General features: G+C 40.1%; 14 protein-coding genes and 1 tRNA gene. 11 read left to right on the top strand and 4 right to left on the bottom strand.

Features of this window, described 5'->3' with window-relative positions; genetic code table 11:
• Positions 1 to 93: 93 nt before the first annotated feature.
• Positions 94 to 1,575: a homoserine O-acetyltransferase MetX gene (gene metX, locus A994_RS10650; protein ID WP_004031585.1), complete on the bottom strand. Its 1,482-nt coding sequence runs from the start codon at positions 1,573 to 1,575 to the stop codon at positions 94 to 96.
• 143 nt (positions 1,576 to 1,718) lie between these two features.
• A complete protein-coding gene (locus A994_RS10645) occupies positions 1,719 to 3,032 on the bottom strand; it encodes an O-acetylhomoserine aminocarboxypropyltransferase/cysteine synthase family protein (protein ID WP_004031584.1) in 1,314 nt (437 codons plus the stop codon).
• Positions 3,033 to 3,371: 339 nt separating this feature from the next.
• Here A994_RS10645 and A994_RS10640 point away from each other — a divergent pair, with 339 nt between their 5' ends.
• From A994_RS10640 to hdrA, 7 genes are all read left to right on the top strand, one after another.
• Positions 3,372 to 3,767, top strand: a complete 396-nt coding sequence (locus A994_RS10640) for a pyridoxamine 5'-phosphate oxidase family protein (RefSeq protein ID WP_048204224.1) — start codon at positions 3,372 to 3,374, stop codon at positions 3,765 to 3,767.
• 262 nt (positions 3,768 to 4,029) lie between these two features.
• Positions 4,030 to 4,100: transfer RNA gene (locus tag A994_RS10635), tRNA-Cys, on the top strand.
• Between the two features lie 169 nt (positions 4,101 to 4,269).
• Positions 4,270 to 5,655, top strand: coding sequence for a cysteine--tRNA ligase (gene cysS / locus A994_RS10630; RefSeq protein WP_004031582.1), 1,386 nt, complete (start codon positions 4,270 to 4,272; stop codon positions 5,653 to 5,655).
• A gap of 127 nt (positions 5,656 to 5,782) precedes the next feature.
• A complete protein-coding gene (locus A994_RS10625) occupies positions 5,783 to 7,141 on the top strand; it encodes a GMC family oxidoreductase N-terminal domain-containing protein (protein ID WP_004031581.1) in 1,359 nt (452 codons plus the stop codon).
• A gap of 249 nt (positions 7,142 to 7,390) precedes the next feature.
• Entirely contained in the window at positions 7,391 to 7,978 is a 588-nt protein-coding gene (gene hdrC, locus A994_RS10620; protein ID WP_004031580.1) for a ferredoxin:CoB-CoM heterodisulfide reductase subunit HdrC, read from the top strand.
• Positions 7,975 to 8,958, top strand: a complete 984-nt coding sequence (gene hdrB / locus A994_RS10615) for a ferredoxin:CoB-CoM heterodisulfide reductase subunit HdrB (RefSeq protein WP_004031579.1) — start codon at positions 7,975 to 7,977, stop codon at positions 8,956 to 8,958. The genes hdrC and hdrB overlap by 4 nt, the downstream gene beginning before the upstream one ends.
• Before the next feature lie 192 nt (positions 8,959 to 9,150).
• Entirely contained in the window at positions 9,151 to 11,535 is a 2,385-nt protein-coding gene (hdrA, locus tag A994_RS10610; RefSeq protein WP_004031578.1) for a ferredoxin:CoB-CoM heterodisulfide reductase subunit HdrA, read from the top strand.
• Here hdrA and A994_RS10605 read toward each other — a convergent pair.
• Positions 11,465 to 12,403 (bottom strand): ABC transporter substrate-binding protein, encoded by a 939-nt coding sequence (locus A994_RS10605; RefSeq protein ID WP_048204223.1) that lies wholly within the window; start codon positions 12,401 to 12,403, stop codon positions 11,465 to 11,467. The genes hdrA and A994_RS10605 overlap by 71 nt on opposite strands.
• A 2-nt stretch (positions 12,404 to 12,405) precedes the next feature.
• The gene (locus tag A994_RS10600; protein ID WP_004031576.1) at positions 12,406 to 12,684 is read right to left on the bottom strand and encodes a MoaD family protein; all 279 of its coding nucleotides are present in this window, start codon (positions 12,682 to 12,684) and stop codon (positions 12,406 to 12,408) included.
• A gap of 277 nt (positions 12,685 to 12,961) precedes the next feature.
• Between A994_RS10600 and A994_RS10595 the strand changes: the two genes are divergently transcribed.
• The 4 genes from A994_RS10595 (at position 12,962) to cysK (ending at position 14,829) form a co-directional block, all read left to right on the top strand.
• The gene (locus A994_RS10595; protein ID WP_004031575.1) at positions 12,962 to 13,309 is read left to right on the top strand and encodes a NifB/NifX family molybdenum-iron cluster-binding protein; all 348 of its coding nucleotides are present in this window, start codon (positions 12,962 to 12,964) and stop codon (positions 13,307 to 13,309) included.
• Between the two features lie 20 nt (positions 13,310 to 13,329).
• Positions 13,330 to 13,581 (top strand): NifB/NifX family molybdenum-iron cluster-binding protein, encoded by a 252-nt coding sequence (locus tag A994_RS10590; protein WP_272942742.1) that lies wholly within the window; start codon positions 13,330 to 13,332, stop codon positions 13,579 to 13,581.
• Positions 13,514 to 13,660: a NifB/NifX family molybdenum-iron cluster-binding protein gene (locus A994_RS13635; protein ID WP_272942743.1), complete on the top strand. Its 147-nt coding sequence runs from the start codon at positions 13,514 to 13,516 to the stop codon at positions 13,658 to 13,660. Before A994_RS10590 ends, A994_RS13635 begins: the two co-directional genes overlap by 68 nt.
• Positions 13,661 to 13,842: 182 nt before the next feature.
• Positions 13,843 to 14,829, top strand: a complete 987-nt coding sequence (gene cysK / locus A994_RS10585; RefSeq protein WP_004031573.1) for a cysteine synthase A — start codon at positions 13,843 to 13,845, stop codon at positions 14,827 to 14,829.
• Positions 14,830 to 14,910 lie beyond the last annotated feature (81 nt).

The raw sequence follows: 14,910 nt of genomic DNA, 5'->3' as shown, positions 1-14,910 counted from the left end.
TTAATAATTGTCCCTTAAGAATTTTCCAGTTTAATATTTGCCAATTCATAATATTGTCTTGTTTAATATTTGCTTTTTCTTAATATTGTCCAGTTAATATTTGTCCCCGGCAATGAGGGTGCTTATGTGGTCCGTGGTTATCAGACCCAGGACATTTCCTTGATCATTGACCACCGGCAGTGAAGATATGTTATGTTTTCTCATTTTCCGTGCAGCTAATTCAATTGGGTCCTGGGGTAGTGCTGTTACAACGTCACGGGTCATGATTTGGTCCAGTTTATCATATTTGAGAGCTACTGCTTTGGAAATATCCCACGCCGTAACTATTCCCAGCATTCTATAATCTTCTGAGACCACAGGTAGGTGGGTGACTTTCTCATCCAGCATTAACTCTGCTGCTTCTTCAATACTGGAGTCTTCGGTTATGGTGGCGGCATGGATGGTCATCACATCTACCACCAGGGTTTCACTGAAAAATCCGTTTATAATGTAGCTGAGTTGTCCAGCTTCCAAGAGGAATGCATCGTGACCATAGCTGGATTTGATCTGGCAGTAACTGACATCCACTTCATTGGCAGTCATAGCCATTACTATTTCTTTAGACTCAGCTGGCGTGTAAAGCCAGTCCGAATCAACTGATATTACTAATACTCTGGCTTTGACATTCTTTAATGCTTCGGATAAGGATACTGTTCCGTTTTCTGTCAGGTCAAAATAGTCAATGGCTTTGGAGATGTAGAGATATGAGTTGGCATCAAACCTCTTGGTGAAGGTGTCTCCCTGGTAGTGGAGGTAGCTTTCCACCTCAAAGTCTGTGGAAAAATCAAAACTGTACTCTTCTTTGTCCTGGAGTCTTCTTCCGAATTTCTCATACATTGATTCGTTACTGAGGTAAGTTATGTGGCCAATCATACGGGCCAGGGCCAGGCCACTGTCTGGAAATTCTCCTTCATAATAGTTACCTTCATTCCAGTGGGGGTCACTGATTATGGCTCTTCTTCCCACTTCATTGAAGGCTATTTGTTGGGGTGATGAATAGGATGTAGTGGCAATGGGAATGGCTGATCTGACCATATCAGGGTAAGATACACACCACTGGAGGACCTGCATGCCACCCATGGATCCACCTACTACTGAGAATAGTTGTTTGATTTGGAGGTGGTCAATTAATTTTTTCTGGGCTTTTACCATGTCTTTGATGGTGATGATAGGGAATTCCAATGCGTATTGTTTCCCTGTTTCTGGATTTAGGGATGAAGGTCCGGTTGATCCCTGGCATCCTCCCAGTACATTGGAGCAGATGATGAAGTATCGATCGGTGTCCAGGCATTTGCCTGGGCCGATTATATTATCCCACCAGCCAGGTTTCCGGTCTCCCTCATGCCATCCTGCCACATGGGCATTACCAGAGAGGGCGTGACAGACTAAAATCGCATTACTTTTCTGCTTGTTTAAGGTCCCATAGGTTTCATAAGCTATTGTAACATCTTTTAGACTGTCTCCACCATCTAAGATTAATTCTTCAGATAGGTTGTAGTGTTTAGTTTCTACAACGCCAACAGATTCTTTTTTCATTTTTTATCCCACATTTAGGTGTACCTTTAGTTTTATAGTTTATTCTATTCATTTTTTGCCCCAGGATTCTCCATATTCAGTTCATTCCAAGCTTACAATTTTTACATTATCAACAGTATTTTTACACATGGATACATGCGATTTTACACATCAATACGTGCTAGTGCCTGGTCTATATCTCCGATAATATCTTCAATATTTTCCAGTCCAATGGATAGTCTGATGAAGTCAGGGGTTACACCAGTGGCTGCCTGTTCTTCGGGTGTTAATTGCTGGTGGGTGGTGGATGCGGGGTGTATAACCAGGCTCTTGGCATCTCCAATGTTAGCCAGGTGAGAGAGTAGTTCCACGTTTTCTATGAACTGTTTACCAGCTTCCAGACCTCCCTTAACACCGAATCCCAGTAGTGCTCCGTATCCATTTTTAAGGTACTTAGATGCGCCTTCATGGGTTGGGTCATCTTCAAGTCCAGGATAGCTAACCCAGTTGACCTTGGGATGGTCTTTGAGGAATTTGGCAACTGCAAGTGCATTTCGGGAATGCTGTTGCACACGAAGATCCAGTGTTTCCAATCCCTGCAGAAACAGGAAGCTGTTAAATGGACTTACCTGTGCTCCCAAATCACGTAATAATCTTACTCTTGCTCGGAAAGTGTAGGCTACATTTCCAAGACCTGGGAAGTCTCCAAATGCATCCCAGTAGACTAATCCATGGTAGCTAGGGTCTGGTTCTGTAAATCCTGGGAATTTCCCGTTACTCCAGTCAAAGTTACCTGAATCCACTATAACTCCACCAATGGATGTTCCATGTCCTCCGATGAATTTGGTTGCAGATAATACACTGATGTCCACCCCATGCTCTATAGGTTTAACTAGACCCACTGCACTGGTATTATCAACGATTACCGGAATTCCAGCTTCATGGGCAATGTCTGATAAAATTTCAAAGTCTGGAACGTCCAGTTTTGGGTTTCCAAGTGATTCTGCAAATATTGCCTTGGTTTTATCTGTGATGGCCTCTTCAAATTCTTCTGGTTTGGTGGAGTCCACGAAGTTGACTTTCCTACCTAATTCAGGGAGGGTGTAATTGAAAAGTTGGTAAGTTCCCCCATAGAGGTTGTCTGCGGATAATATTTCATCACCGGGTAAACTGAGGTTTAAAACGGAGTAAGTGATTGCAGCCATTCCTGAAGCTACTGCCAGTGCTGAATTTCCACCTTCAATGGCAGCAATTCTCTTCTCGAACACATCATTGGTAGGGTTCATGATACGGGTGTATATATTACCCAGTTCTTTCAGGCCAAATAGGTTGGCTGCGTGTTCAGTGTCATTAAATACATAGGCGGCAGTCTGGTAAATAGGGACTGCTCGTGCTCCTGTTGCAGGATCAGGTTCCTCCTGCCCTACGTGCAACCCCAATGTACTTAAACCATATTCTTTCTTATTTTCTTCTGTCATTCTGTTTTCTCCGTTGTTTTTACGTTCCATTTTTCCCCATAATTCCATTGTAATTATTTTACATTAATTAAAACACATTATGGAGTTTTCCAAATTTTCCGAGGATATCTTAGTATTATTAACTTCATTTCGAACCATACTAAGGGCCCCATAGAAAATATAACAATTGTTATATTATTTTACTATTTAAACTTTGTCCCTCAATTTTAGTTTAACAGCTGTTTTTCCGAATTTTAACCACCACCCCAGCGGAGTAAATTAAATCAACCGGGAAAATTAATATTATATATAACATAACTTATATAATATAACAATAGTTATATAAATTTTGGTGATACAATGACTATGACTGAAGAAATGATGGACGCAATTGAAAAAGACTTAGTATTTCTTGCAACTGCCAGCAGTGAAGGTATTCCCAATGTGGTTCCAATTGGCTTTGCCAGGCCCATTGATAATGGAAGCATATTAATCGCTGACAACTACATGAACAAAACCCGAAAAAACATTGAAGAAAACCCCAACGTTGCCATTGTAACCAAGGACGCCCAGAAAAACCCCTACCAGTTCAAGGGGACTGCTGAGATCTTTGAGTCAGGTAAGATCTTTGATGAAGTAGTGGAATGGGCCCAGAATGTTATGACCAAATTGAATCCCAAAGCAGCCATTGTGGTTAAGTTAACTGAAATATACTCAGTACAACCAGGTCCTGAAGCTGGGAAAAAGGTTGATTAAGGGATAAAATGAGAAGTTGATGAGATATTGAGAAAGTTAATAGATATTAAAAGTTGAATAGATATTTAAATATATTTATTCAATTTTTGCCTGAAACATCCCAAATTATCGAATAATCCTCATTAAATGATTTCTGTTAAATTGATATAACAACAGAATATTTTCTGGATCGACTGAAAAACAGGGGCAATGTTTATATATAACAATTGTTAATGTTTGTAATGCAGCTTGAAAAATTGCCAAATTTTCATAATCGTTTTTTGCCAAGATGACCGAGCGGCTAGGTGCGTGGCTGCAGACCACGATACTTGGGTTCAAATCCCAATCTTGGCCTTTTATTTATTAAACAACTAACAGCTAAAGCTATATTTAATAAAAAGATAGATTTAACAAGAACCCAATTGATAATAAGCCATATATAAACTTTATAAGAAGTTATATCTTTGATAATAAGTTACATCGAATAATTTTATGAATCTATCCGAAAAATTTTAGTGATTTTATGATAACCGTATACAACACTTTGTCCCGAAGGAAAGAGATTTTTAAGCCGCGTGAAGGAAACCGGGTAAAGCTCTTTGTCTGTGGACCAACAGTTTACGATAACTCACACATAGGTCACGCACGGACCTATATATCTTTTGATGTTATCGCCCGTTACCTGAAATACAGGGGTTACAGTGTTTTCTACGTGCAAAACATCACTGATATCGATGACAAGATCATCAACCGGGCCAGAGAAACTGGGGAAGACACCTTTCAACTGGCAAGGAAGTTTGAGAAAAAATACATAGAGGATATGAAGTCCATGGGTGTGGAAAATGTTAACCTCTATGCCCGGGCCACTGAACACATAGGAGAAATCATTAAGCAGATAGAAACACTCCTGGAGAAAGGATTTGCCTATGAAACAGATAGTGGAGTTTACTTTGATGAATCCCGATTTGAAGATTTTGGTAAACTTTCCAACCGTAACATTGAGGATTTAAATGTTCACCGAATCAACCCGGACACCAGTAAGCGCAACCCTGGAGATTTTGCACTGTGGAAAAAAAAGGATGAAGAACCATACTGGGATTCTCCCTGGGGCCCGGGACGACCGGGATGGCACATTGAAGACACTGCCATAACCGAGGAATACTTCGGACCACAGTATGATATACACGGTGGAGGTCTGGATCTCATATTCCCCCACCATGAGGCAGAAATAGCCCAGATGGAATCCGCATCCGGGAAAAAACCCATGGTTCGCTACTGGATGCACACCGGTTTTTTGAATGTTTTGGGAGAGAAGATGTCCAAATCCCTGGGAAACTTCATCACCATCAAAGACCTGCTGCAGGAATATCCACCAGAGGTATTCAGATTTTTTGTTTTATCAACCCATTACCGCAGCCCCATAGATTTCAGTCAGGAAATACTGGAACAATCCCAAAGTGGGCTTAAAAGAATATACAAACTAACAGAAACCATGGAAGATCTCTTGGAAAGTGATATTCCAGAAACTGGTAAACATGATACAAAACACGACCAATTACTCCGTGAAACAAGGGAAAGTTTCCTGGAAGCAATGGACAATGATTTTAACACACCATTTGCCCTTTCATCCCTTTTCGATTTCATAAGAGATATGAACAGGGAAATAAATGAATTAAACGTTTCCAAAAATACATTGATTAATATTAAAGAATTTATAAACGATATTGGCGATATTTTAGGTTTTGAATTTGTTTTAAATAAATCTCATGGCGATGCTACTGATGAGCTGGTGAATATTCTCACCGATGTCCGGGAAAAACTTCGCAAAAAGAAGGATTATGAGCTTTCCGATGAAATCAGGAGCAAATTGAATGATCTAAACATTGTTATAGAAGACAGGAAAAATTAATTTTCAAAAAAGCAGGGAATTACTCAAAGAATAAGTAATTCCCAGATTAAAAATTAATAATTTAAAATTTAATAATACTGAAAATTTAACAATACTGAAAATTTATCACATTTTTAAAGTGAATATCATGATATACGATGTTATTGTAGTGGGAACCGGTGCCGGTGGATCAACTGTGGCCCGTGAACTTTCAATGAAAGGTCTTGATGTTTTAATGCTGGAGAAGGGAGACTTTATACCATCAGGAACTGCAGCTGGAAAAATCAAAACTGCCAAATTAATTTTAGACCAAAAAGAAATTTTAGACCAAGAAGAGAATGGTAAAAAATTTAATGAACAATCTGAAAAATATGAATTCCTGAAGTACGCAGGAGAACTGATGTACATTGAAGGTGTTGGTGGAACCACCCCTGTTTCACTGGCCAATGCCTGTTACGCCTGTACAACATGTTATTCTAACTCTCCCACCGCTCAGTTCAAGATCCACGATCTGGAATTATTTGAAGAACTCATGGAAACCAGCAGGGACATGAATGTCGGTCCACTTCCCCAGAAGCTGACTGGTCCGGTGACCCGTAAAATATGGGATGCTACTGAGAAACTGGGCTACTTTGTTGAGCCCATGCCTAAATTCATTGATTATTACAAGTGTGATAACTGTGGACTCTGTATCGCGGGATGCACACGCGGAGCAAAATGGGATGCAACCAGCTTTGTTGAAGATGCTAAAAATGCAGGAGCAACACTGGTACCCGACTTTGAAGTAGTAAAAATCCTGCACAGTGAAGGAGAGTGTAGGGGAGTAGAGGGTTTAGATAGGGATGGAAATATCAAAACCTACCATGCCCAGAGGGTCGTACTGGCAGCAGGAGCACTGAACACCCCCCGAATTTTAAAAAATAGCCAGATCACAGATGGAGTGGGGCAGGGTCTTTTCACTGATTTATTCATCACAGTGGGTGGCTTCCTAAAAGATGCAGGTCTAAGCCAGGAGTTACCCATGGGAATTAAATCTGAATTTGGAGCGTACTTCATATCACCACACTTCTCTGGCCAGCTGGTTACATTAATAGCAGAAAAAGGTTTCAATCCCCGGAATAATGATGTGGTGGGTTTAATGGTTAAAATTGCAGATGAAGCCAATGGTTCCCTGAACGAGGATGGTTCTGTTACCAAACCTCTGACCAGTTCCGATCTGAAACTGTTAACTGAAGGATATGATAAAGCTGTGGAAATACTCACTGAAGTAGGTGTGGATCCTTCTTCTATTGTTGCCACGCCCCTCAGAGGAGCACACCCTGGCGGTACTGCAGCCATGGGTAAAGTAGTGGACCCATCACTGGAAACTGAGATAACTGGTCTTTTCATTGCTGATGCCAGTGTTATCCCTCAGGCACCAGGACGACCACCAATATTAACCATAACTTCTCTGGCTAAAAGACTGGCTAAAAATATAATTCATAATGCCCTTGAATTAAAAAATTAATCACTCCACTAAATTAACAAAATCCATTAAGTACGGGTAATTAAAATTAGGTAATAAAATGTAACTCTATGAAATACCGGGAAATGAAAATTATGCATTTCATATCAACTAATTAGGTTAATAGTACTGTAATTTAAAAATTAGAGTAATAATTTGTAATTATTAAAAATTATGGATTATATTTATAAGGCTTAAAAAGCCCATCACTTAAGAAGAGATTAACAATTCACAAAAAGAGGTAAATTTGTAATGAGAACTCTTAAGCTTAATGAAGATTCCTCTAAACTTGCCAATGAGGTAATCAGCGATTTAAAATCATCACCCTCCCTTGAACTGTTTAAATGCATCCAGTGCGGAATGTGTACTTCACTATGTCCTGGAGCGCGTTACAGTGATTACAACCCCCGAGAAATGGTTAAAAGAGTGCTTGACGGGGATGAAAGTGTTGTTTTTGATGATAATATATGGAACTGTTTCTACTGTTACACCTGTAACAGTGTTTGCCCCGCCAACAACAGTGCCAGTGTGGTGAACCAAATATTAAGGCAAATGGCAATTAATAAAGGTGAACAGACAGAAAGACTTGCTGCATTTTTAACCTACGGAGATAGCTTTCTAGAGATTGGAATAGGTTCCATCCCTGCAGCATTTTTTGATGTGCTGGTCAATGATTTTGGACCAGAATGGCTTGATCTCAAAATGAACCTTGATAGCGTGCGAAAGGATTTGGGACTGGGACAAGTTACACTACCTGAAGAATCCATTGAAGAAATAGATAAAATTCTCAATGTAACTGGATTCACCAAGAAAATGGGGAAAATAAGGGGATCCAAATGAAGAAAATACCTGATAAAAATATTCTATTATTCAAAACATGTTTGGTAAGTGTGGAATATCCCGGTGTGGAATCATCAACTACCTTCCTGTTTGATAAACTGGGAGTAGGATACCATCGTGATGAACGCCAATCCTGCTGTACTGGTCTGGGACATTACTACGATCTTTTTGACCAGCTTTCAACCACCGCTCTGGCTGCCAGGAACTTTTGGGTAGCAAAGGATTCTGGTAACCCAAATATAGCAGTGATGTGCGCCACCTGTTATGCTATCTTAAAAAAATCTGCAGAAATCCTGAATGAAGATGATGAAGCACGGGAAAAGATCAATGGACTCCTGGAAGAAGCAGGCCTGGGTAAAATGGTCTACCATAAGGGGGACATAGACCCACATAAAAATATTTTCCATGCAGCTGAGATTCTCTACAATAAAAGAGATATGTTCAAAGATCTCACTCAGCAGCTTGATTTCTCTCAATTCAATATAGCCACCCATCATGCTTGCCATTACTGTAAAGTGCACTATGAAGACACCATTGGTGGAGTTAGACATCCAGTACTCCTTGATGAGTTGACTGCTTCCTGTGGTGTGGATACTGTAGAATGGTATGATCAAAAACGCCTTACTTGTGGTGCTGGTTTCCGTCAGCGTTTCACCAACAATGAGCTTTCACTCAGTGTGACCGCTGAAAAGCTCACCAGTCTTAAGGAGAACCAGACCGATATAATGCTGCACATGTGCCCCAACTGCCAGATGCAGTTTGACCGTTACCAGCCAGTTATTGAGAAGAAACTGGGTGAGAAATTCAACATATTCCACCTTAACATATCCCAGTTTTTAGCTCTGAACATGGGGGCTGACCCCTACAAAGTGCTGGGAATTCAGACCCACACTGTTCCGGTGGAACCACTCCTAAAAAAACTGGGTATTGAACCGGTTAAAAGTCCCATTAACTCTGAAAAAGTAAAGATAGATCATTAAATAATGTGTTCTCATCTTTGGATGGGAAAATTTTAGATTGGGAAAAATCTTGGGAAAATATAATAGATTAGGGAAAAATCTTGGAAGATCTGATAAATTAGGGAAATCTTTTAGAATTGGAAAAAAATAATTCAAATATAATCCTTGATTAATCCAGTATAATCCATCAATCCTTTAAGGAGATTGGTTAATTTGAATGAAAATGATTTTAATTTAAATCCTGCCAAGCAAAATCTGAGGGTGGGTGTCTTCCTGTGCCGCTGCGGTGGTAACATCTCAGATAACGTGGACATGGAAAAACTTCGCTCATCATTAGATGCCACAGTGGTTGAAGAATTTGAAAACCTATGCTCTATAAATGGCCGTAAACTCATCCGAGATTCAATTATAGACAAACACCTCGACCGGGTGGTGGTGGCGGCATGTTCACCTATTACCCATGAGAAAACTTTCCAGAAATATGTAAAACCCCTGAACCCCTACCTGATGCAGATGGCCAACATCCGTGAGCAGTGTTCCTGGGTACACTCAGACACAGGTAAAGCAACTGACAAAGCCATTTCATTAACAGTGGCTGCCATTGAAAAGGCCAAATATTCAGAACCCATTGACCCGTTACTGCGACGCACCAAAAAAAGTGTTGCAGTTATTGGTGGTGGTATCTCTGGAATCACCACTGCACTTTCACTGGCCAGGCAGGGAATAAAAACCAGGATCATTGAAGAGCGATCCACCATTGGCGGATCCATGGTTAAAATTGGTAAGGTCTTTTCTCCAGAAAAACTGGCAGAAGAATGTGCAATGTGCCTTTTAAACCCACTGGTTAACGAGGCTGTGGAAAATAAAAACATCAAAATTCTAACCAAAACCAAACTTTTAAGGGCAGAACGTAAGGCAGGAAACTTCAATTTAATAGTGGAAAAAAAGCCAGGATTTGTAAAGGCTGAACGCTGCATTGCCTGCGGAAGCTGTGCCGAAGCATGTCCAGTGGAAGTACCCAACTCCTGGAATGAAAACATGACCATCCGCAAAGCCATTTACAAATCATTCCCCCAGGCAGTTCCAGATGTCTACACCATTGATGATGAGAACTGTATCCAGTGCGGAGCATGCCAGGAAACATGTAAAATGGATGCCATTGATTTTTCCATGGAAACAGAGGTCATGCCAATCAACGTGGGATCAGTGATTATCGCCACTGGCCATGATAGGTTTGATTTATCCAAAAGACCGGAATATGGGTATGAAAGATTCCAGGATGTGGTTTCCCAGATGGAACTGGCCAGAATCATGGGAGTGAATGGTCCCACTGAGGGACAGCTACAGAGACCATCCAATGGCCAGGTTCCAAAGCGAGTGGTAATGATACAGTGTGTTGGTTCCCGTGATGATAAGCCAGATGGCAATCCTTACTGTTCCAAGGTATGCTGTATGGTGGCCATGAAACATTCCAATGTCATAAAACATTACTACCCTGAAACTGAAGTCATAATCTGTTACACTGACATGAGAACTCCCGGAATGTACGAGAAATACCTCCGCTACGGTCAAAATAGAGGTATTAAATTGATTCGTGGAAGAGCTGGGGAAGTTACCTGGAAAAACGATAAATTGGTGGTGAGGGTGGAAGAAAGCCTCGAGCACAGTCCACTGGAAATCGAAACCGATATGGTAGTTCTATCAGAAGCAATGGAACCCTCAGAAGGAACCAAACAAGTGGGAGAATTACTGGACGTGGGTCTAACCGAGGATATGTTCATCAGAGAGATCCACCCCAAAATAAAACCAGTCAACACCGATGTGGAAGGTATTTACGTTTGCGGAACAGCCCAGGGGCCTAAAGATATTACTGACAGTGTTTCTCAGGCCAATGCTGCAGCCGCTAAGGTTGCAGAATTAATGAATGGTGATCTGGAGGTGGATCCCTTCGTGGCAACCATTGACACGTCCCAATGTAATTTATGCAACAAATGTATAGATACCTGTAAGTACAAGGCCATTTACATCCAGGAAGATAACATGGGTATTGACCCCATTGCCTGTAAGGGATGTGGAATCTGTCTTTCACAGTGCCCTGAGGAGGCTATCAGCATTAGTGGTAATGCTGATGAAAAGTTATTCGGCATTATTTCGGGTGTTCTTAAAGGAAAAGAAAAGGGTGAACGCATAATACTCACCTTCCTGGACAGTGTGGGATACCTGGCAGCCGACAACATGGGTATTAACAAGATAACCTATCCTGAATCTATCCGGATAATCAAGCTCCCATCATCAAACCGTTTAATGACAAAACACATTTTATACGCGTTCCAAAAGGGTGCAGATGGTATATTTTTAGGAGAATATCCTGATGATCTGATGTATCCACATTTAAAAGAAAAAGTCAAACACTTAAAAAAAGTCCTGGAAGAGAACAATATAAATCCAAAACGTTTAACCCTCCACCGGGTTTACATACCCTACTTTAGAGGATTGGCCAATAAATTAACTCTTTTCGACCAGGAAATTAGTTCTTTGAACCAGCAGTATCAGAAGGAAGATCGTAGTGCGAAGGTTCTGGATGAACCTCTTGAATGAACTTCAAATCGAAAATATCTTCCCTTTTTATTTTATTTTGCAGATACCCTAATTTTTCAAGGACCGGAACAAAATCCAGAGTGGATTTTATGTATTCTTCTGGAAGACTGGCGCAGTACTTGGGAGAAATCTGGAAGGTTTTCAGTATGAAATCCACATCGATATTTCCCAGCTGACCAGCAGCAACTTCTGCAGCCTCGCGGGGCTGGTTGCGTATGAGATTACATGCAGCTTCGTGTGCAATTAAAAAATCAGTTATAAATTCAGGTTCACGTTTTATGAGTTCTTCCCTAACTGCGATCCCATAACTGGGATTGTAGGGCCACAATTTGCTGGGTGGAATTATCAGCTTTGAATTTATTTCCCGAGAAGCCACTGCAGCCAGTGATGGTGTGCCTAATCCTGCACTTATTTCACCATCACTAATGGCACCAGGTATGAAATCTGCCCAGGGGTAGTTAATGATGGATATATTTCGATCATGAATGAGATCCCGTATGATAACATCATGAATGGAACCACGGGCAGGAGTTCCAATATTTTCCCCTTCAAACTGGTTCAATACCTCATTAACATTACTTAAATCATCAAAAGAAGAGAATGAATCTTTAGAAATCATCACGGTACCTTCCACATGACCTCCAGCCACACATTTAAGTTTTAGTCCATTGTTTATCCCCATCATTACTGGAGGAAGTCCAATATAACCTAAATCTATTTCACCAGTTTTAAAGGCCTCTATCATTGCCGGGCCTGTGGGAAATAAAGTCCAACTAAGATCAGTGTCTATTCCTTCAAGGAATTTATTACCTAAACTTTTTAAAATAAATGATGTGTGGTAGATAGTGGAAAGATACCCTATATTCAAATTTAACCACCGGCCAGAGTCTGGAATATAACTATTTCATCAGCGTCCTTTATGGGAGAACTTAAACCACCAGTTCCTCTGATGTCATTTCCATTGACCAGGACTTTCACAAAATCCTTTATTTCACCAGCTTCATCTGTTATAGTGGATTTAAAGTCTTTTCCTTCAAGTTTAGTGTCCAGATTATCAATTAAACCGGATATTTCCCCATCGTATTCAATGGTCAGGGATTTTTCTCCAGTTATATCTGCTAGATTTGATAAAAATTTTATTTCAGGCATTTTTTTTCCTCCGATTTTTTGGTTTTTTTATAAATCATACTTCAATAAGTATAACTACTTTATATAACTATTGTTATATAACTATGGTTAACTTATAAAAGTTAGTGTCTGAAATTTTTTAAAAGAGATATTCCCCTGAAAAAATGGGGAAATTATTTAAAATAATGGGAAATTTGGAATAAATCAATTCTATGTTAAAAACATTAGGAATAAATCAATTCTACAATAAATAAATTAGTGTTTATCACAAATAAAATTATTAAAAAAGGTGTTAGTAATGTCCATAAAAGTAGCAGTTGCCAGTAGCGATGGAAAGTACATCAACCAGCATTTTGGAATGGCTTCCCAATTTCTGATTTTTGAGTTAGATGATGATGGAACCCACAAGTTTCTGGAGTTGAGGGAAAATAAACCTGCCTGCAGCACGGAGGGTCACAGTGAATTATCCATGGAAGAAAGTGTAAAACTAATATCAGACTGCCAGGCCGTACTTGCTGGTCAAATCGGTCCGGGGGCTATTGACATACTGTTGAAAAACAATATAGATCCCTATATAGCACCAACATTTATTGAAGATGCATTGAAGGAATTGGCAGGAATCATACAAACGAAAAAAAATAATTAACTCAATGCAAGTGAGTAAACATGCCCATTAGAGTAGCAGCCGCAAGTAGCGATGGAAAATACGTGAACCAACATTTTGGAAAAGCAGATAAGTTTTTGATATTTGACATTAAAGATAATGGAGAACATGAATTCATTGAGCTTAGAGAAACAGCCCCCCCGGTGTGGTGGAGATCCGAATTTAAAAGAGGAAACAATCGAATTAATTTCAGACTGCGATATTCTGCTGGTGAGTCAGATTGGACCTGGAGCCCAGAAAAAACTGATAAATAGAGGAGTTAGGCCCTTGATCATGCCTGTTTTCATAGAAGATGCTCTGGAAAAACTGTATTCAGTGCTACAGAATGGTTAATTTTATTTTTATTGAATTTCTTTTTCAATGATTTTGAACTGAATTACGGTTTAAATATCGTTAACTATTTATACTAAATAATTTGTTAACAATTGTTATATAACGATAGTTATGCAATTATTTTAATGAGTTGTATAACAATAGTTATATAAGTGGAGTTATATAAAATAAAAGGTGAAAAAATGGTAAAGATACCAGAATTAACAAGAGGAATTGCAAACGATATAACAGAAACCATTGGAAACACACCACTGGTCAGGTTAAATAGAATAAGCGAAGGTTTAGATGCAGAAATATTAGTAAAACTTGAATCATTCAACCCCATCAGCAGTGTTAAAGACCGAATTGGAGTAGCACTAATTGAACACGGGGAAGAAATAGGAGCCATAAAACCGGATTCAGTTTTAATTGAACCTACCAGCGGGAACACTGGAATTGCCCTGGCATTTGTAGCTGCAGCAAGGGGATACCGATTAATACTAACCATTCCTGACACCATGTCCATTGAAAGAAGAAAACTTCTGGCAACCTTCGGTGCGGAAATAGTCTTAACACCGGGTGCAGATGGAATGCCTGGTGCCGTGGCAAAGGCCGAAGAACTGGCTGCAGAAATACCTAACGCAGTAATGCCTCAACAATTCAAAAACCCGGCCAACCCCAAAATCCACAGGGAAACCACTGCCCAGGAAATCTGGAGAGACACCGATGGAAAAGTGGACATCGTTGTGGGAGGAGTAGGTACTGGCGGAACCATCACCGGCCTCGCACAAGCTTTAAAGGAAAAAAAACCCGAAATCAAAGCAGTAGCAGTAGAACCCGCAACATCACCAGTCCTATCCACCGGAGTAAAAGGACCACATAAAATACAGGGAATCGGTGCCGGATTTGTGCCAGAAGTATACGATGCAGACCTTATTGACGAAGTCATTCCCATTAAAGATGAAGATGCCGGAGCATATCTATTAAAACTGGCCAGGGAAGAAGGAATTCTGGCAGGTATTTCATCAGGAGCAGCCACCCGTGCAGGAGTAGAACTTGCCCAGCGCGAAGAAAACAAAGGCAAACAGATAGTGGTTATACTACCTGACACCGGTGAACGGTACCTGAGTGTTGGATGGGTTTTCGAAGAAATTTACAAAACCTACGAAGACACGATTCCTCAAATATAAATTAGTGTTAGTATAATAGTAAAAAATCCATTCAATGCCTTTATCAAGCGTTGAATGTATTTTATGATTTTTCTAAAAAAA

The organism is Methanobacterium formicicum DSM 3637 (assembly GCF_000302455.1).
GTDB classification, from domain to species: domain Archaea; phylum Methanobacteriota; class Methanobacteria; order Methanobacteriales; family Methanobacteriaceae; genus Methanobacterium; species Methanobacterium formicicum_A.
This window is presented reverse-complemented; position numbering and strand designations above follow the sequence as displayed.